Source organism: Actibacterium sp. D185-2, assembly GCF_054954595.1.
In genome coordinates this window covers 278849-297045 of record NZ_JBPWNX010000004.1, presented here as the reverse complement: position 1 = coordinate 297045, position 18197 = coordinate 278849, and the positions used below count along the sequence as shown (strand labels likewise).

Below are 18197 nucleotides of genomic sequence, written 5' to 3'. Positions count from 1 at the left end.
AAGGATCAGGTTAATTCCTTCGAGTGAGATCGGAAAAGCGGTATCTGCAGAACGTAAATGTCTCGAACACTGGTACGCAAAGCGGCACGGGAAGACAGTCACATACAGGGCCGCTGTGCATGCAAAACCAGAAACTACCAACCAAGATTGGCCACATTGCGGCGAATTTTGAATTTACGCACCCCGCGCGTGGCCGCAACCACAGAGTGCACGTTAAAGGTGGTGTGCAAGGCAGGGTGAACCGCTAAAGCGTGCGACATATCGCCCGCAAGCGCCACGGGCATGTGCGCCGGGCGCCGGGCCGTTGCGTTGCGTTTTCAGATGAAATCCGCGTGGTTCTTTGCGGTGGGGGCGGGTCGCGGCCATCCCGCGAAAGCGCAGAATCATCTGCCGAAAAGAATGAAACCGTTGCGCGAACAAGGGCTTGCAGTGTATATGTAACGTAAAAATAGGTGTGCAACGCTTATGCGCAACTAAATGTGGCAATTTTGGGGCAGCGGAACATGCGGGACGGCGTTATCTACGTGGCGGCGGGGGCGGACTATCTTGACTTGGCAGAACGTTCCGCCCGGTCATTGAAGGCCAGGAACCCAGGGCTGGAAGTCGATCTTTTCACCGATCAGCCGGTTGCAGAGGGTCTGTTCGACGCTGTGCACCCGATTCCGCGGGGGGTTACGCCAAAACTGGCCAGCCTGCCTTTCAGCCGTTTCGACCGCACCCTCTATCTTGATTGCGACACCTTGGTGCTGGCCCCTTTCGGGGATCTGTTCGATGTGTTGGAACGGTTCGAACTGGCCGTTGCGCATGATGTGCGGCGCACCTCGGCTTTGATCCGCGAGGGCCACGCGCATGACACGCCCTATGCGTTCCCGCAGATGAATGCCGGCGTGATGCTGTATCGCAAGTCCCCGGCGATGGCCCGGTTCTGGGCCGACTGGCAAAGGCGCTATGCCGAGGCCGGGCGCAAACGCGACCAGATCACGTTCCGCGATCTGTTGTGGGCCTCGGATTTGCGTTTCTATGTGTTGCCGCCCGAGTTCAACCTGCGCCGGGTTACGATGCTGGACGCCTGGGAACCGCTGGATGCGCGCCCGACGATCATGCATTCGCACCGCCTGTTGCAACATCTGCGCGGGGAGGAAGAGCGCCTGGACGACCTCGCGGCGATCCTTCCCGCCGAACGCGAGGCGCTGACCGATGAATGGGCGGCGTTTCCGGATGTTCAAGGCGGGGCGCCGGCGGATGATCCTGCGCGGCGTTTTCACCTGGCCGAGGCGGCGCATATAGCGCAAAACCATGCGAAAGACCTTGCCGAGCAGGAGGCCCTCGCCAGGGCCGCGTCCGCGGCATGACCCGCAGCCCGGAGGATGGGGTGCCGTGTCTGTGCGCGGTGACGGATCAGGCGGACACCGCCTGAAGTTGTGGATTCTCCGCGCACATCGCGTTATTGTTATATTTTGAAGTTATGTTTCACAGAAAAATGCAGAGCGTCTGACAATAACAAACTGATATCGTCAACAATCGCTATGCTATATGATAGGGACGAGACGTAAAATCGATCAATTTGGTCGAATTGGGAAACAGTGATTGAGTATCGTACCGGACTTTCGCAGTAAGGGCAGATCCATGAACACACATACCCCCGACGTTGATCGCAAGCCGAGCGATGGGGAAGCCGAACAGGCACTGGCACTTTTGCGGCTGTGGGCGGCGAAATCTTCTGGCGACGAGATCGCGCAACTGGACCCGGCCGTCGCGCGGCTGCTGGGGGTTGATGGGCGGCCGAACTATCCCGCGTTCAGCCGCGACTATCCGCAGGCGTTCCGGGTCGATGACGGTTACAAACGCTCGCTTCCCGATCTGCAGAATGGCCCCGCCAGCCTGATCGTGGGCGCGCGCCAGCAAATCCAGCATGTCGGCATTTCGAATTTTCGCTTGCCGGTGCGGTTCCATACCCGGGACAATGGCGATCTGATGCTGGAAACCTCGGTCACCGGCACCGTCAGCCTGGAGGCCGAGAAGAAGGGCATCAACATGTCGCGCATCATGCGCAGCTTCTATCGTCACGCGGAACGCACGTTCAGCTTCGAGGTGATCGAGGCCGCGCTGGACGATTACAAATCCGATCTGGAAAGCTTCGATGCCCGCATCCTGATGCGCCTGTCGTTTCCATCGAAGGTGCGGTCGCTGCGCTCGGGTCTTGAGGGGTATCAGTATTACAGCATGGCCCTGGAACTGGTCGAAAGCGCGGGTGTCGCCAAGAAGATCATGCATCTGGACTATGTCTATTCGTCGACCTGCCCCTGTTCGCTGGAACTGTCGGAACATGCGCGGCAGATGCGTGGCCAGCTGGCAACCCCGCATTCGCAGCGGTCGGTGGCGCGCATTTCAGTCGTGTTGCAGAAGCATCGGGAATGCTTGTGGTTCGAGGATCTGATCGAAATCTGCCGTGCGGCGGTGCCGACCGAGACCCAGGTGATGGTCAAGCGCGAGGACGAGCAGGCCTTTGCCGAACTGAACGCGGCCAACCCGATCTTCGTCGAGGACGCGGCGCGGTCGTTCTGCGCCCAGTTGCTGGCCGATCCCCGTATCGGTGATTTCCGGGTCGCGGCCAGCCATCAGGAAAGCCTGCACAGTCATGACGCGGTCAGCGTCCTGACCGAAGGTCCGACCTTTGCAGCCGAAAGCCTTGATCCGCAGTTGTTCGCCACGCTGATCCACCGGGGCTGACCTTGGGGCAGTCGCCCGGGTGCCGTCCGGTTCGCCGGTCACGGTCTCCGGGCGGTCCTGCGACTATACGCTGGCCATGGGTTGCGGCGTCAGGTCGGGTTGCAGAAATCCCCCCGACTGCTGCGCCCACAGGCTGGCATAAAGCCCCTTGCGCGCCAGCAGGGCCTCATGTGTGCCATCCTCGATGATGGAACCGTCATCCAGAACGATGATCCTGTCCATGCGGGCGATGGTGGACAGACGATGCGCGATGGCAATGACGGTTTTGCCTTCGATAACCTCGTAAAGCGTATCCAGGATCGCGGCCTCGACCGCGCTGTCCAGGGCTGATGTCGCCTCGTCCAGGATCAGGATCGGTGCATCCTTGAGGATGACGCGGGCAATGGCGATGCGCTGGCGCTGACCGCCCGACAGTTTCACGCCACGCTCGCCGACCTGCGCATCATAGCCGCGCCGCCCATGGGCATCGACCAGCGTCTGGATGAAGTCGTGCGCCTCTGCCCGTTTGGCCGCGGCGATCATCTGCTCTTCGGTGGCGGTGGGGTTGCCATACATCAGATTGGCCCGGACCGAGCGATGCAGCAGCGACGAATCCTGCGTCACCACACCGATCTGCCGGCGCAGGCTTTCCTGTGTCACCTCGGACACGGGCTGACCGTCGATCAGGACCCGCCCGTGTTCGGCGTCGCGAAAGCGCAGCAACAGGTTGACCAGGCTCGACTTGCCCGCGCCCGAGCGTCCGATCAGCCCGACCCGCTGACCGCTGGGGATGGTCAGGTCGATGTGATTCAAGCCGCCGCGCCCCTTGCCGTAATGGTGCGAAAGCCCCTCGAACCGGATTTCGCCCTTGCGGACAACAAGCGGTTGCGCGTCGGGTGCGTCGGTCACGGAATGGGGCACCGCGACCGAGCGCAGGGCCTCGCGGATGACGCCCGCATGTTCGAAAAGCTGGGCCGTCAGCCCCATGATCCAGCCGCTCATCCCGTTCAGGCGGATTGTCAGCGCGATCGTCGCCGACACCTGCCCAAGGGTGGCGCCGCCATCGGTCCAGAGCCAGACAGCCGGGCCCACCAGACAGACGATCAGGGCACCGTTCAGGGTATTCATCCCGAAAGAGAGTTCCGTCATCAGCCGGCGAAAGCGCTGAAAGCGCAACCTCAGGCGGCGCATCGACGACAGGGCATAGGTTTCTTCCCGCGCGCCATGGGCGAACAGCTTCACCGTTTCGATATTGGCATAGGCATCGACGATGCGCGCCGTGACGCGCGACCGGGCGTCGGACCATTTTTCAGAGGCCGCCGCCACGCGAAGGGCCATGCGCCAGACATAGACGACATACAGCACAAGCCAGAGCGCCAAAGGCAACGCCAGACGATAATCGATCTCTCCGAGCAGAAAGATCGCGCCGGCAACATAGGTCAGTGCGAACCAAATGCCCTCGAATGTCAGGTAAATGCTGGCTTCGACCGCCGGCCCAAGCTGCATCACGCGATTGGTCAGGCGACCGGCGTAATCGTTCTGAAAATAGGTCAGCGAATGTCCCAGCAGGTGCCGATGGGCCTGCCAGCGCGCCTGCTCTTGCATATTCGAGGCCAGCGTCTGATCCAGAAAAAAATGGTTCAGGGCGATCAATGCGGGCCGCGCGAACAGCAGCAACAGGATCACCGTGGCCATTTCGACCTTATGTTCCGGCCAAAATGCCTGTGGCCCGGCGGCGGACATCAGATCCACCAGACGCCCGGCATAGAAGATCAACCCGGTTTCGACCGCAGCAACCACAAAGCCGATCACGGCCATCCAGGGCAGCCAGCGGCGGTAGGGTGCAAGCTGAACTTTCAGATAGTCCCAGAGCCCGGGGGGTGGTGTGGCCTTCGACACGTTTTTGAAAGGGTCGAGCAAATTTTCAAAAACGCGAAACAAGATGGCCTCCGCAGCGCGACACAGGAATTCCGGGGGATGATGGTACAAGGCCGCTTCGTCAGGTTGGGCGTCTGGCAGGCCGAACTGGTTACCAGCACACCCAATGAGAAAGTCGCGCCTTGTGTCAACATCGCGGTTTGACTTTTTGACCCCAAGGTCAAAAGATCTGCGCCCTGTCACGGAGTTTGCTATAATATATTGATAAAAGTAATTATTCTTGCAACAAGAATGTCACATATTGTGGCGAAACGGCATTCCATCTTGCTTTCGAACGATCTATTCTGGCGTGAATTATGAAATGCATTCGTGAAATTGCCTTCTATTTGTCGCATTTTTTTCATCGACGTTTGGCAAGGCTGCGCTCTGCGATAAAGTACAGGCTTTGTTCTCCGGACAAGGTCATTGGTGATTTGTATCAGTTCCTCCTCGTTCCGATCTGAAAACACAGGCAAGCCAACTGACCGTCGCCAGCCTGAGCAATTGAAAGCAAAAGGAACCTTCCGAATGAAGAACCGTCTGTTGACTACGCTACTGGGGGCGGCGCTGGCATTGCCTATATGCGCTTGGGCCGACCCCTTGCTGACCGTGACTTCGACCATCGCGGATGGCACGACAATCACCCAAGAATTCTCTGCGGAAGAGTTGCTTGCCCTGGAACAGGTCGAGGTCCTGACCGCAAACGACTATGTCGAGGGCGACGTTTCGTTTTCCGGCCCGTTGTTGCGTTCGGTGTTTCCCGACGGCACGCTTGACCCGTCCGATACGATCAAGCTCACGGCATTGAACAATTACAGCACGGAAATGCCGGCGAGCGAAGCGCTCGACTATAACGTTATTCTGGCGATGTCCCAGAACGGTGTGCGGATGTCAGTTCGTGACAAGGGGCCGCTTTGGGTGATCTATCCCATGAACGATCACAAGGAGCTTCGTGAACCATTGTTCAACGATCGCCTGGTATGGCAATTGTCGAAAATGGAGCATCTTCCATCGCACTGATTACCAAATTTACTGCCTTCCGCTGGGTCGTCGTCCTCGTTGTTCTGGTGACATTGGGGCTCGACGGCGTGGTGCTGACAAGCATGCAGCGCACGTTGGACGAGATGTCCGAAACAAAGCGTGGCGGTCCGCTATGGATTGCGACCCAGATGGAATTCGAGTTCATGCGCTTCGAAAAGGCGTTGGCACTCTTTGCGCACGACGCGCCTGATGTGACGGCGGATGACGTCCGGTTTCGTTTCGATATTCTATGGAGCCGGGTGGACATCGCCGCGGCCGGCCAGGCAGGTCAGCCGGCGGCGGCGGGATCGGACGCCGCGAATATCATTTCGGCACTGGCCGAAGAATTGCGCCGTCAGGATCCGGTGGTGCTGGCGTTCAAGGGGGGAGAGACCGAAGCGGCCAAGGCTATGCTCGAAACATTCGGCTCCTACCGCGAGGGTCTGCACGACTATACGCTGGCGGCCAAGCACGAGCAGTCCGATCAGGATACCTTTGCCAGAACGCACCTTTGGCTCATCTCCAAACTCATCGCGTTTTTAAGCGCCGCGATCGGGGTGGTTTCTTTGTTCGTTGCGGCCCTGTTTTTCGCGGACTCGCGCCACTATCGGAAAATGTCCGCCGAAAACGCCGAACTGCTGGCAGAGGCGCAATTGGCCTACAAGGCAAAGTCGCAGTTCCTGTCGACTGTCAGCCATGAACTCCGAACACCGCTTACATCAATCAAAGGTACATTGGGCCTGATGAAGGGCGGCGCGCTTGGCCCGTTGCCGGACAAGTTTCAGCGGATCGTCGATATCGCCTATGAAAACAGCAACAGGCTGGCCTTGCTGATCAATGACATTCTTGATCTCGAAAAATCCGAATCCGGCAGCCTCAGCTATCAGTTCCGCGATCTCGACCTGTCCGCCCTTGTCGAAGACGCGGTCGAGGCAAACCGGAATTACGACCCAGCCCGCAACATAGCGGTTACGATTTCGGGCACGGAAACGCCGGTGACCGTGCATGGCGACGACGATCGGCTGATGCAGGTCATGCTGAACCTGCTGTCGAACGCGGTGAAGTTTTCATACCCGAACGGGCAGGTGCATGTGACGTTGGCGCGGACGGGCCGCAAGGTGCGCGTGTCCGTTCAGGATCATGGATACGGCATTGCCGAGGGCTTCCGCGACAAGGTATTCGAAAAGTTCACTCAGGCCGATGCGTCCGACACGCGCCAGAGCGGCGGGACGGGTCTGGGGATGAACATCGCGCGCACGATCATCGAAAACCATGGCGGAACGATCGGTTTCGTCAGCGAAGTCGGGCGCGGGACAACCTTCTTTTTCGAATTGCCCACAGTTTGATGTGAACTCAGTTCATGTGGGGCGGCAGGGCGTGACACCGTGATCGGGGTCACGGGTGATCCGTCCTGCCGGTCTCCCGCCGGGGCGGGGTGGGCCGCAGTGGGCCTGTCGAAAAGCCCGAAATTCCGCTTGATTTCCCGTTGCAGCCCTATTAGCTGGATAATAATTGCCTATGCAACCATTATCCAGGCAATGACATGGAAGCGCAGGCGATGGATCGCGACCCTAAAAAAGAGTTCCTCGACAATACCGGCAAGTTCGTAAGGCTGCTGCGAAAGCTGTTCGATGCGCGTGCTAGGTCCATGGATCTGACCTATTCGCGGGCGCGCGCGCTTCTCGAAATCGAGCGGCGCGAAGGGGCGACGCAAACGGAACTGGCCGAGGCGCTGGAGATCGGAACGCCATCGGTCAACCGCATTCTGGACGGGCTGGAAGATAGCGGGCTGGTCGAACGGCGCGCGCAGGAAGGCGACAAGCGCACGCGCCAGCTGTTCCTGACCCCGCTGGCGCGGGCGCGGGGCGACCGAATTCTGACCTTCACCGAGGATCTGAAGGAAGAGTTGTTTGACGGGATTTCCGAGGATGACCTGCTGACTGCGAGCCGCGTGCTGGAACAAGTCACCCGAAATCTGGAAAGTGGCCGGTCGTGAGGACGGAAGGTGTGGAACAGCGCCAGCCCGGCCCCGACGGATCCGCCGTCGCCACGGCGGCAGCGGAACCGGAACAGTCCCCCGCGCCGCCAGCTGCCCCGCCCTTTACCCCGATGCCGTTACCCCGCGCCGCGGCCTATGTGCTGGCGTCGATAATGTTGGGGTTGTCGCAGGGCCTTGGCCAGGGTTTCGTTTCCGCCAACCTTCAGACGATCGCGGGCGAGATTGGCGCCACCCAGACCGAAGCGATCTGGCTGATGGCGGCCTATATGGCGCCTCGGGCTTCGTTGCCGCTGCTGCTGATCAAGATCAGAACCCAATACGGGCTGCGGGCCTTCGCAGAGGTTGGCATCGTGTTCTATGTCGTCGCGGCGGGGATGAGCCTGATGGTGTCGGACCTTCATTCCGCGATTGCGGTTCAGTTCATCAGCGGCTGCGCGGCGGCCCCGCTGTCGACGCTTGCATTTTTCTACATGCTGGAACCGCTGCCGCCGAAGCTGAAGATGAGCATGGGCCTGTCGCTGGCCCTGACCGTCATCATGCTGGGCACACCGCTGGCACGGGTCATCACGCCCGAGTTGCTGTCTTACGCATCCTGGTCTTCGGTGCTTGTGATGGGGTTGGGCATGGCGCTGACCGCGCTGGCGCTTGTCTTCATGCTGCCGCTTGCACCGCAACCCCGGGCCAAGGTCATCTCGGCGCTTGATATCGTGGTCTATCTGTTGATCGCCGTGGCGCTGGGCGGCCTGACGGTGACCTTCCTGATGGGCGCGACATATTGGTGGACCTCTGCCCAATGGCTGGGCGAGCTGCTGTTCGTTTCGCTTTGCGCCGGGACGGTCGCAGCCGTGATAGAGCTGAACAGGAAGGCACCGCTGTTGGATATCCACTGGCTGGCAAGCCCGGCCATCCTTCACCTGACCGGCGCGCTTTTGACCTTTCGCATCATCCTGTCGGAACAGAGTTCGGGCGCACCCGGGCTGTTCCGTGCGCTGGGGATGGGGCCCGAGCAGTTGAAGCCGCTGTTTGTCGTTATCGTCCTGGCAAGCCTCGCGGGCGGTGTCGCATGCGCGATACTGCTAAAGCCCGGCCGGGAAGAGAAATTCCATATCGTGGCCCTTGCCCTGATTGCGGTCGGCGCGTTCATGGACAGCCACGCAACTAGCCTGACCCGGCCCGAGCAGATGTATGTCAGCCAGGGCATGATTGCGTTCGCGAGCGCACTTTTCCTGCCGCCGGCCTTGCTGAACGGGCTGTTATCCGCGCTTGCCAAGGGGCCGCAATATCTTCTGAGTTTCGTGATTGTCTTCCTGACGACGCAAAGCGTGGGCGGCGTCATGGGATCGGGGTTGTTCACCACGTTCATCAACCACCGCCGGGCATTCCATTCCCAGGTTCTGTCGGAACAGCTGATCATTGGCGATCCGGCCCTGTCGGCACGGATTGGCCAGATCGGCGCGCAATATGCGTCTTCGTTGCCGGATCCCGCCCTGCGTTCGGCGCAGGCGGTGTCCAGCATCGGCGGCGAGCTGTCCACGCAGGCCTATGTCCTGGCCTATAACGACGCCTTCCTGGCGCTGTCGTCGGTGGCGACCGCGGCCCTGTGCGTTCTGCTGATCCATTTTGGCGCTCTGCGCTTTCTCGAACATCGTGCGGGCGCGGCGACGCCTGCCTGAAAGAACCTGCCATGAAGAAACACATCAAACGTCACTTCCCGACTTTCCTCGCGCTGTTCCTTGGCGTTGCAGGCATCGTTATCGTGCTTTACGCGTGGCAGCTTCCGCCGTTCCGGAACACGGTCGCGACCACTGAAAACGCCTATGTCCGGGGCCGTATCACCAGCATTTCGCCGCAGCTGTCGGGGTATGTGGCCGACGTTCCGGTGACTGACTTTCAGGAGGTGGAGGCCGGGCAGGTTCTGGTTCGGCTCGATGATCGGCAATACCGGCAAAGACTGGCCCAGGCGGTCGCCACGGTGCAGGCCGCGCGCGCGGCACTGGATAACAGCGAACAGGAAAGCCATTCGGCCACGGCCTCGCTTCACCTGCGCGAGGCGGCGCTTGACTCTGCCCAGGCCGCTCTCGCGTCGGCGCAGTCGGATTGGAAACGGGTGACAGAGTTGCAGGAGCGGGGGGTGATTTCCGTCAGTTCCGCCGATAAGACAGAGTTGGCGCTGCGTCAGGCTGAATCGCAGGTTTCGCAAGCGCAAAGCCAGATCGAGGTCGCACGGGAAGCCCTGAAATCCGTCGAGGTGCAGCGCCAGTCGCTGCTGGCCGGCGTGGCAAGCGCCGAGGCGGCGGTGGAACTGGCCCGCATCGACCTTGAGAACACGGTTATCAGAGCCCCCGAAGCCGGGCGGCTGGGCCAGATCGGCACCCGGGTCGGACAATATGTGTCGGCCGGAAGCGCGCTGATGTCGCATGTCGCACAGGACATCTGGATCATCGCGAATTTCAAGGAAACCCAGTTGCATGGCATGACGGTCGGTCAGCCGGTCACGTTCACCGTGGACGCGCTGCAGGATCGCGCCTTTACCGGGCATATAGAGCATTTCGCCCCCGCCACGGCATCCGAGTTCAGCCTGCTGTCGGGAAGCAACGCGACGGGCAATTTCACGAAAATCGCCCAGCGGCTGTCCGTCCGGATCGAAATCGACCCCGATCAGCCGCAGCGCGAGGTTCTTGCGCCGGGCCTGTCGGTCGTCGTTCACATCGACACGGCCTATGCGGACAGGTGACCGGACCGGCCGCACCCGGCGTGTGTCTGCGTCGCGCGGTAAAAAGATGCACTTTCCGGCCGGTTTAAGGCTGAAGGACCCGTGGGTGATCCGACGGCGGGATATTCGGCCAGATGTTCTTGACAAAAACAGTCAACTAAAATAGCGACGCACTCAGCCAGCTACGGGAAACCTCTCGAAAGCCAGTCCATCAGGCAAAAACGAGGGGAAACCATGACTGCCCAAAGATTCGCGGCGGCCGCGTTGGCCGTAACCGTTGCACATTCCGCCCAGGCGCAGACGTATGAGGGCGAGGTCCTTGGGACGATCGTGCTTGGCGAAAGCAAGCGCAGCGTCCAGACCGACACGGCCGCCTCGGAAACCGTGATCAACGAGGAAGAGCTGCAGGACCGCCAGGCCAACACCATCGCCGAACTGGTGGATTCAGTGCCCGGTGTTTCACTGGTAAACGGCTCGACCCCGGCGGGTTCGGGCATCAACATCCGGGGCTTCGGTGCGAATGGCACCTATGGCACCGACCAGAAGGTGCTGATCCAGGTGGATGGCGCGTCGAAAGGGTCGGAGGAACTGTACCGGATCGGCACGCAGCTTTTCACCGACCCCGAACTTTACAAAGAGGTCCGGGTGATCCGCGGCACGGTCGGGTCGTTCGCCTATGGCTCTGGCGCGGTGGGCGGGGTGGTCATCCTGAAGACGAAGGATGGCTCTGACTTCACCGGCGGCACGCCGGGGTTCGCCGTGCGGCAGGCGTTGTCCTACACCTCCAATGGCGAAGGGTTCGACAGCTCGACGATCCTGGCCTGGCAGCCGACCGAAAAGCTCGAATTTCTGGTCAACTATGTCTACCGCGACATGGGCGTTCAGCAGGACGGGAACGGCGATGATATCGGGGAAGACGGTTTCTCGCTGCCCTCGGGCCTGCTGAAGGGCAAATACACCTTTGGCAATGACGATCAGCACAGCATCACAGCGGCGCTGAGCTATACCGAAACCGATGAAAAAGACGTGCCCTATGACACGTTCGCGACCACGGGCGGCGCGTTCGGAAATGTGGACCGGTACACGCAGGACACCACCGCCACGCTGGAATACGCCTATAACCCGGCGGGGAACGACCTGATCGATCTGACCGCCACGCTCAGCTATTCCGATCAGAAGATCGACAGCGAAGGGGTCAGCGGCCAGACCGGCGGCCTGGCCGATATCGTGAATGCCGATCACCAGTACGAGACGACCAAGCTGAATGTCACCAACGACGCCTTCTTCACCACCGGCGCGCTGCGCCACAATCTGAAGGCGGGCGGCGAGCTGATCCACAAGAAGCGGCTTGATGCAAGTTCGGCCCCCGGCGGAACCGACAAGCGCTTTGCCCTCTTTGCGATTGACGAGATCGGCTATGGCGGCCTGACGGTAACGCCGGCGGTGCGTTATGAGACGCAGCGCGTGGGCGGGCCCAGCTATGACTATTATAACAATGACGCGCTGATGGGCGGTGTCTCGGCGCGGTATGAATGGGACAGCGGCCTGTCTGTATTCACCAGCGCGGCCTATACCGAAAACCTGCCGATCATGGATGACCTCACCAACCCGGACTATATGAAGCAAAGCGAAAAGGCGCAGACCTATGAGCTGGGCCTGGGCTATGCCAACAACTCGCTGCTGGCCGAAGATGACAATCTGGCCGCCAAGGCGACGATCTATCGGACGCGGGCCTGGGATCTGACCTCCTATTCCGGGGTGAACAAGGTCTATATCGAAGGGCTGGAGGTCGAGCTTTCCTACGCCATGGACAGCGGCTATTACGCCGATCTGAACGGGACCATGATGCGGGGCGAGGATCGCACCGTCACCCCGAATGAGGATTGGGAAGGCATCCCGGCCGACAACGTCCGCCTGACGCTGGGCAAGCGGTTTTATGACAACAAGCTCGATCTGAACTGGGAGGTGGTCCACAACGCCGAAATGACGCGGTCGACCGATCCGACCCCCAGTTCGACGGTGCATAATCTTGGTGTCTCCTACCGGCCTGACAGTGGTGCGTTCAACGGGGTAGAGGCGCGGTTTGCCGTCGAGAACCTGTTCGACAAGGCCTATCAGCCACATCTTTACACGCGCAAGGCACCCGGCCGGACCTTCAAGCTGACCCTCGCCAAGACGTTCTGACCGAATAGCGGGCGCATCCTCCCTGAATTCCCTTTGCGCCTGCCGTCACCTCCCACCTTGTGGGAGGTGACATATCATAGTAAAAAGATCGGGTATCGGGTCATCCCTGAATGCCCCAAGATCAGCGCCCAGCCACGCCGCGCCCGACAGGGGCGGTTGCGCCAGACACGCGTTCCCCCACATGTGAAAAGGAGCCGACATGGCGCAGCCTGCCCCCCTCAGCGCGGATCAAATCCGCCAAGCCCGTATCGACAGCCCCAAGACCCGCGACCGCGATCTGGCCGATCAGCTGGGCATCAGCGAGGCGGAACTGGTCGTCGCCCAGGTCGGTCGCGGCGCCACCCGGATCGACGCCAACCCCGACAAGCTGCTGCCGCTGGCGCGCGAGTTGGGCGAGGTGATGGCGCTGACCCGCAATATCTCGGCGGTGCATGAAAAGGTGGGGCTTTACGATAATTACCACAGCGGCGAGCACGCGGCGATGATCCTGAACGAAGAGATCGACCTGCGCCTGTTCCCGAAACACTGGGTGTTCGGCTTTGCCATCGAAACCGAAACCGGGGTGCGGCGCACATTGCAGGTGTTCGATGCGGCGGGGGATGCGGTGCACAAGATCTTCCTGCGCGCGGGGTCGGATCATGAGGCCTGGGCCAGGGTCGTGGCCGCGCTGGCGCTGCCCGATCAGTCCGACCGGATAGAGGTCGCCGCCCGCGCCCCGGCAGAGCCCGCGCGCATCAATCCCGAAAAGGTCGAAACGCTGCGCCAGGAATGGGCGGCGATGACCGACACGCATCAGTTCAACCGGCTGGCCGCGAAGCTGAAGATGAACCGGCTGGGCGCGTATCGCAGCGTCGGCGCGCCGTTCGTGCGGCCGCTGGCGCCCGACGCCGTGGACCGGCTGATGACCCGGCTGCAGGAAACCGGGGTCGAGGTCATCCTGTTCGTCGGCAACAAGGGCTGCATCCAGATCCATTGGGGGCCGTTGCAAACGCTGACGCCGATGGGCCCCTGGCTGAACGTGATGGACCCGCGTTTCAACCTGCACCTGCGCGGCGACCATATCGCCGAGGTCTGGGCGGTGGAAAAGCCCACCAAACGCGGCCCGGCCCTGTCGGTCGAGGCATTCGATTCCGAGGGCGGGCTGATCCTGCAAATCTTCGGGCGCCGCTTTGATGAAGGTGACAATTTCGACCGCTGGGCCGACCTTGTGGCTGCGCTGCCCGCACTTCATGTGGTCGAGGAGGCCTGAATATGGGCCGCTTTGCCGCAGCGCTGACCGGCGCGCTCATGCTCCTTGCCGGGCCGGTTCGGGCCGAAGGTTACCCCGAGGCCCGCCGGATTGTCGCCATCGGCGGGCCGGTGACCGAAATCATCTATGAGCTGGGCGAAGGCGACCGGCTTGTTGCGCGCGACACGACCTCGGTTTTCCCGGCGGCTGTCAGCGCGCTGCCCGATGTGGGCTATATGCGGCAATTGTCGGCCGAGGGCGTTCTGTCGGTCGGGCCGGACCTGATCGTGGCCCGCGCGACCAGCGGCCCGCCCGAAACCCTGGACATCCTGCAGGCGGCCTCGGTGCCGGTTGTGCTGATTTCCGACGATTTCACCACCGAAAGCGTGGTCGCGCGGATCGAGCAGGTGGGCGCGGCCCTGGGTGTGCCCGGCAAGGCGGCGGCGCTGTCGGCGCGGGTCGGCGATGATCTGGCGCAGATCGAAGCCGCGAATGCAGCGCTGCCGGCGCGCAAGCGGGTGATGTTCGTGTTGTCGATGACCGGCGGGCGGGTGAACGCGGCCGGGCGCGACACCGGCGCCGACGGGATCATTTCGCTGGCGGGCGGACGAAATGTGCTGGCGGATGCGTTCTCGGGCTATAAGCTTCTGACCGACGAGGCGATCATCGAGGCCGCCCCCGAGATCATCGTGATGATGACCCGTGCCGGTGATCACACCACCCAAAAAGAACATGTCCTGGCCCATCCGGCCATCGCCGCCACCCCGGCGGCCCGGGGCGGCGAGGGCGGATTTGTAGAGGTGGACGGCTATGCGCTGGGCTTCGGCCCACGCACGGCGGCGGCGGCGCGGGATCTGCACGCCAAGCTGTACGGGGCAGGGGGCTGACGGGTCATGGTCGCACTGACAGGCATTCCCGGCGACAGGCCGCTGCGCGCGCCGATGGGGGATCGCAGCCGCCGGGCCGCGCTGATCGGGCTGGGGCTGATGGGGCTGCTATGCGCCACGGCGTTGTTCAGCCTGGGCCATGGCGCCGCGGCGGACACGCGGGTGCTGCGCGCGGTTCTGGCCGGGATCGGTCTGGCCGAGCCGGTCAGCGCCCGCGATCAGGTGATCATCTGGGACATCCGGCTGCCCCGGCTGGTGCTGGGGGTCGCGGTGGGCGCGGCGCTGGCGGTGTCGGGTGCGGTGATGCAGGGGTTGTTTCGCAACCCGTTGGCCGATCCGGGGCTGGTCGGCATCAGCGCGGGTGCCGGGCTGGGCGCGGTGGCGGCGATTGTGCTGGGCGGGGCCTTGCCGGGGGCGATGGTCGCGGCGGTGGGGGGCTACCTTGTGCCGGTTGCCGCATTCGTCGGCGGCTGGGCCGCGACCTTGCTGCTGTATCACATCTCGACCCGGCGCGGGCGTACCTCTGTCGCGACCATGCTGCTGGCCGGTATCGCGCTGGCGGCGCTGACCGGGGCCGCGACCGGGCTGATCGTCTATTACGCCGATGACGCGCAGCTGCGCGACCTGACGTTCTGGAGCATGGGGTCGCTGGCCGGGGCGACCTGGGGCAAGGTGGCCTCGGCCGCGCCGATCATCGTGCTGGCGCTGGCGGCCAGCCCGTTTCTGGCGCGGGCGCTGAACGCGCTGGCGCTGGGCGAGGCGGCGGCCGCGCATCTGGGCGTCCCGGTGCAGCGCATGAAGAATATCGCCATTCTGGGCGTGGCGGCGGCGGTCGGGGCCTCGGTCGCGGTGACCGGGGGGATCGGTTTCATCGGTATCGTGGTGCCGCATCTGTTGCGGCTTGTGCAGGGGCCGGACCACCGGTTCCTGCTGCCCAACGCGGCGGTGCTGGGCGCAAGCCTGCTGTTGCTGGCCGATGTCATCAGCCGCACGGTCATCGCCCCGGCGGAACTGCCCATCGGCATCGTGACCGCCGTCTTGGGCGGGCCGTTCTTTCTGTGGATTTTGCTGCGCAACCGCAGCGTTGTGGATTTGTGAGGCGGCGATGGTGATCGCGCAGGACATTCAAGTCAGGCTGGGCCGGGTGCCGGTGCTGCACGGGGTCGGGTTCAGCGCCGCGCCGGGCCAGGTCACGGCCATCGTCGGGCCCAACGGTTCGGGCAAGACGACGCTGCTGCGGGCGCTGACCGGCGAGGTGCCCTATGGCGGCACGGTGACGCTGAACGGCCGCGTGGTGGCGCAGATGGCCCCGTGGGAGCTGGCCGCGATCCGCGCCGTGCTGCCGCAGGCGGCGGCGCTGGCCTTTCCGTTCACGGTGCTGGAGGTGGTCCGGCTGGGCCTGACGGCGGGGGTCTCGGCCCAACGTGCGGCGCTGCCGCACGAGGCGCTGGCCCGGGTCGGGCTCGCCGGGTTCGACGGGCGCATGTATCAGGAGCTTTCAGGCGGTGAAAAGCAGCGCGTGCAGCTGGCCCGCGTGCTGACCCAGATATGGGAGCCGGTGGCCCATGGCGCGCCGCGCTGGCTGTTTCTGGATGAGCCGGTCTCCAGCCTTGATATAGGCCATCAGCTGGGCGTGATGCAGCTTGTGCGCGACTATGCCGAAGCGGGCGGCGGGGTGATCGCGGTGATGCATGACCTGAACCTGACGGCAATGTTCGCCGACCGTGTGGCGCTGGTGTGCGGCGGGCGGATTCGGGCGCAGGGGCCGGTGGACGAGGTGCTGACCGATGCGCATCTGTCCGCCGCCTATGGCTGTGCGCTGCGTATCAATACCGCGCCCCCCGGGGGTGCTACCTATGTGCTGCCGCACAGCGCATCGGCCCCCGTGCCGGGCAAGCTGGCGGCAGAGTAAAGAAGGCAGCCGCCAGGGGTATGAACACTTGACAGTTTTAGTCAGATAATAGTATCCAATATCCAAACTGCGCATCTCACGCCAGCGTTCAGGCCAGCCCCGGCGATGCGACCAGAAACCGGGGCACATATGATACCAAAGATGCACACAGTCGCCGCGCTTTGCCTGTTGGCCTGTCCGGCAATCGCCGTCGCCGAAGGTGCCACGCTTCGCGTAGATCTGAACGCGGCCGAGCAGGTCGACAGCGCCTGCCGCCTGATCTTCACCACTCGCAACGAGACCGGCACGGCGATTGACAAGCTGGTCTATGAAACCGTGCTGATCGGCAGCGACGGGGCGGTGCAGCGTCTGACCCTTTTCGATTTTCGCGACGCGCCGGCGGGCAAGCTGCGGGTGCGCCAGTTCGATGTGCCGGCGACCGACTGCGCCGCGCTGGGGCAGGTGCTGTTCAACGGGGTCAGCAGTTGCGTCGTAGGCGGAGCGGAAAACCCGGTCTGTGCCGAAGCGTCGGACATGTCGTCACGGGTATCGATCGAGGTGCTGCAATGAGCATTGCCGCAACCGCGCATGACCGCATCGCCGGGCTGGTCGCGCTTGGCGGGCCGGTGGTCATGCTGTTGCTGGGGCTGTCGGTGCTGTCCCTGGCGATCACGCTTTACAAGCTGGCTGAATATCAGCGGCAGCGGCTGGGCCATCATCGCGGATTGACCGGCGCGGTGGCGCTGTGGCGCGACGGGCGGCGGGCCGAGGCGATCGCGACACTGGCCAACCGGCAAGGCGCGGTGGCGACCCTGCTGCGCGAGGCGATGCAGGCCTGTCTTGCGGGGGCCGGCACCGCAGCCTTGCGCGAACGGATGTTTACCCGCGCCGAGGCGGCGTTCGGGCGGCTGCAATCGGGGTTCAGGCTGCTGGATTCGATCGCGCAGATCGCGCCGTTGCTGGGGCTGTTCGGCACGGTTCTGGGCATGATCGACGCATTCCGTGCGCTGCAGGATGCGGGCGCGGGCGTTGATCCGTCGGTTCTGGCGGGCGGCATCTGGGTGGCGCTGATGACCACGGCGGTCGGGCTGGCGGTGGCGATGCCGACCGCGCTGATCCTGACCTGGTTCGAGGCGCGGATCGCGCGCGAACGGCTTTATGCCGACGAAGCACTGGAAGAGGTGCTGAACCCCGGCATGATCCGGCCCGCCGCGACGGCGGTGGACCCTGCCGGATACCGGGCGCAGCCCGGCGCGGGCCATGCGGCGTAGTGCGGGGCAGATACGGCGGCGGCGGCTGTCAATGACATCGCTGATCGATGTCATTTTCCTGCTTCTGCTGTTCTTCATGCTCAGCTCGACCTTTTCGCGTTACAGCCAGATCGATCTTGCGGTGGTCCGGCGCGGCATGGCCGAGCCGTCCGGGACCCGCCCGATTTTCCTGCGGCTGACCGGGGCGGGGCTGTCGCTGAACGGGCGTGCGCTGTCATCGGGGGACGCGGCAACCGCCATCGCCGCCATGCGCGACACGGGGCAGGCGCGGATGCTTCTCAGCGTGGGGGCGGACGCCACGGCGCAGCAGTTGGCCGATGCGCTTTTGGTTTTGCGCGCGGTGCCCGATGCCACGCTCAGCGTGATCCGATAGGTGCG

Annotated in this window: 16 protein-coding genes; 15 read left to right on the top strand and 1 reads right to left on the bottom strand. The window is 62.9% G+C overall.

The window, feature by feature from the left end; genetic code table 11:
- Positions 1-503 precede the first annotated feature (503 nt).
- On the top strand, positions 504-1352 hold the full coding sequence (locus ACSR1C_RS10070; RefSeq protein WP_460259009.1) for a hypothetical protein: 849 nt from the start codon (positions 504-506) through the stop codon (positions 1350-1352).
- Positions 1353-1626: 274 nt separating this feature from the next.
- Complete coding sequence (gene folE2, locus ACSR1C_RS10065) at positions 1627-2730, top strand: GTP cyclohydrolase FolE2 (protein WP_460259010.1); 1104 nt, start codon at positions 1627-1629, stop codon at positions 2728-2730.
- Positions 2731-2793: 63 nt separating this feature from the next.
- Here the strand turns inward: folE2 and ACSR1C_RS10060 are convergent, their stop codons facing one another.
- Positions 2794-4650, bottom strand: a complete 1857-nt coding sequence (locus ACSR1C_RS10060) for an ABC transporter ATP-binding protein (RefSeq protein WP_460259011.1) — start codon at positions 4648-4650, stop codon at positions 2794-2796.
- 504 nt (positions 4651-5154) lie between these two features.
- Here ACSR1C_RS10060 and ACSR1C_RS10055 point away from each other — a divergent pair.
- The 13 genes from ACSR1C_RS10055 (at position 5155) to ACSR1C_RS09995 (ending at position 18192) form a co-directional block, all read left to right on the top strand.
- A complete protein-coding gene (locus ACSR1C_RS10055; protein WP_460259012.1) occupies positions 5155-5646 on the top strand; it encodes a putative pterin-binding protein in 492 nt (163 codons plus the stop codon).
- The gene (locus ACSR1C_RS10050) at positions 5607-6992 is read left to right on the top strand and encodes a sensor histidine kinase (RefSeq protein ID WP_460259013.1); all 1386 of its coding nucleotides are present in this window, start codon (positions 5607-5609) and stop codon (positions 6990-6992) included. The genes ACSR1C_RS10055 and ACSR1C_RS10050 overlap by 40 nt, the downstream gene beginning before the upstream one ends.
- 197 nt (positions 6993-7189) lie before the next feature.
- Positions 7190-7642 carry a MarR family winged helix-turn-helix transcriptional regulator gene (locus tag ACSR1C_RS10045; RefSeq protein WP_460259014.1) on the top strand — a complete coding sequence of 151 codons (453 nt, stop codon included), beginning with the start codon at positions 7190-7192 and terminating at the stop codon, positions 7640-7642.
- A gap of 11 nt (positions 7643-7653) precedes the next feature.
- Positions 7654-9318 (top strand): MFS transporter, encoded by a 1665-nt coding sequence (locus tag ACSR1C_RS10040; protein ID WP_460259015.1) that lies wholly within the window; start codon positions 7654-7656, stop codon positions 9316-9318.
- An 11-nt stretch (positions 9319-9329) separates the two neighbouring features.
- Positions 9330-10379, top strand: coding sequence for an HlyD family secretion protein (locus tag ACSR1C_RS10035; RefSeq protein ID WP_460259016.1), 1050 nt, complete (start codon positions 9330-9332; stop codon positions 10377-10379).
- Positions 10380-10592: 213 nt separating this feature from the next.
- Entirely contained in the window at positions 10593-12542 is a 1950-nt protein-coding gene (locus ACSR1C_RS10030) for a TonB-dependent receptor plug domain-containing protein (RefSeq protein ID WP_460259017.1), read from the top strand.
- Between the two features lie 199 nt (positions 12543-12741).
- Positions 12742-13791, top strand: coding sequence for a hemin-degrading factor (locus ACSR1C_RS10025; protein ID WP_460259018.1), 1050 nt, complete (start codon positions 12742-12744; stop codon positions 13789-13791).
- Positions 13792-13793: 2 nt separating this feature from the next.
- Positions 13794-14657, top strand: coding sequence for a heme/hemin ABC transporter substrate-binding protein (locus ACSR1C_RS10020; RefSeq protein ID WP_460259019.1), 864 nt, complete (start codon positions 13794-13796; stop codon positions 14655-14657).
- A 6-nt stretch (positions 14658-14663) separates the two neighbouring features.
- Positions 14664-15755, top strand: coding sequence for a FecCD family ABC transporter permease (locus ACSR1C_RS10015; protein ID WP_460259020.1), 1092 nt, complete (start codon positions 14664-14666; stop codon positions 15753-15755).
- Between the two features lie 7 nt (positions 15756-15762).
- Positions 15763-16569: a heme ABC transporter ATP-binding protein gene (locus ACSR1C_RS10010; protein ID WP_460259021.1), complete on the top strand. Its 807-nt coding sequence runs from the start codon at positions 15763-15765 to the stop codon at positions 16567-16569.
- A gap of 141 nt (positions 16570-16710) precedes the next feature.
- Positions 16711-17118, top strand: a complete 408-nt coding sequence (locus tag ACSR1C_RS10005) for a hypothetical protein (RefSeq protein WP_460259022.1) — start codon at positions 16711-16713, stop codon at positions 17116-17118.
- Positions 17115-17819, top strand: a complete 705-nt coding sequence (locus ACSR1C_RS10000) for a MotA/TolQ/ExbB proton channel family protein (protein ID WP_460259023.1) — start codon at positions 17115-17117, stop codon at positions 17817-17819. Before ACSR1C_RS10005 ends, ACSR1C_RS10000 begins: the two co-directional genes overlap by 4 nt.
- A 31-nt stretch (positions 17820-17850) precedes the next feature.
- Positions 17851-18192, top strand: a complete 342-nt coding sequence (locus ACSR1C_RS09995) for a biopolymer transporter ExbD (RefSeq protein WP_460259024.1) — start codon at positions 17851-17853, stop codon at positions 18190-18192.
- Positions 18193-18197: the final 5 nt, after the last annotated feature.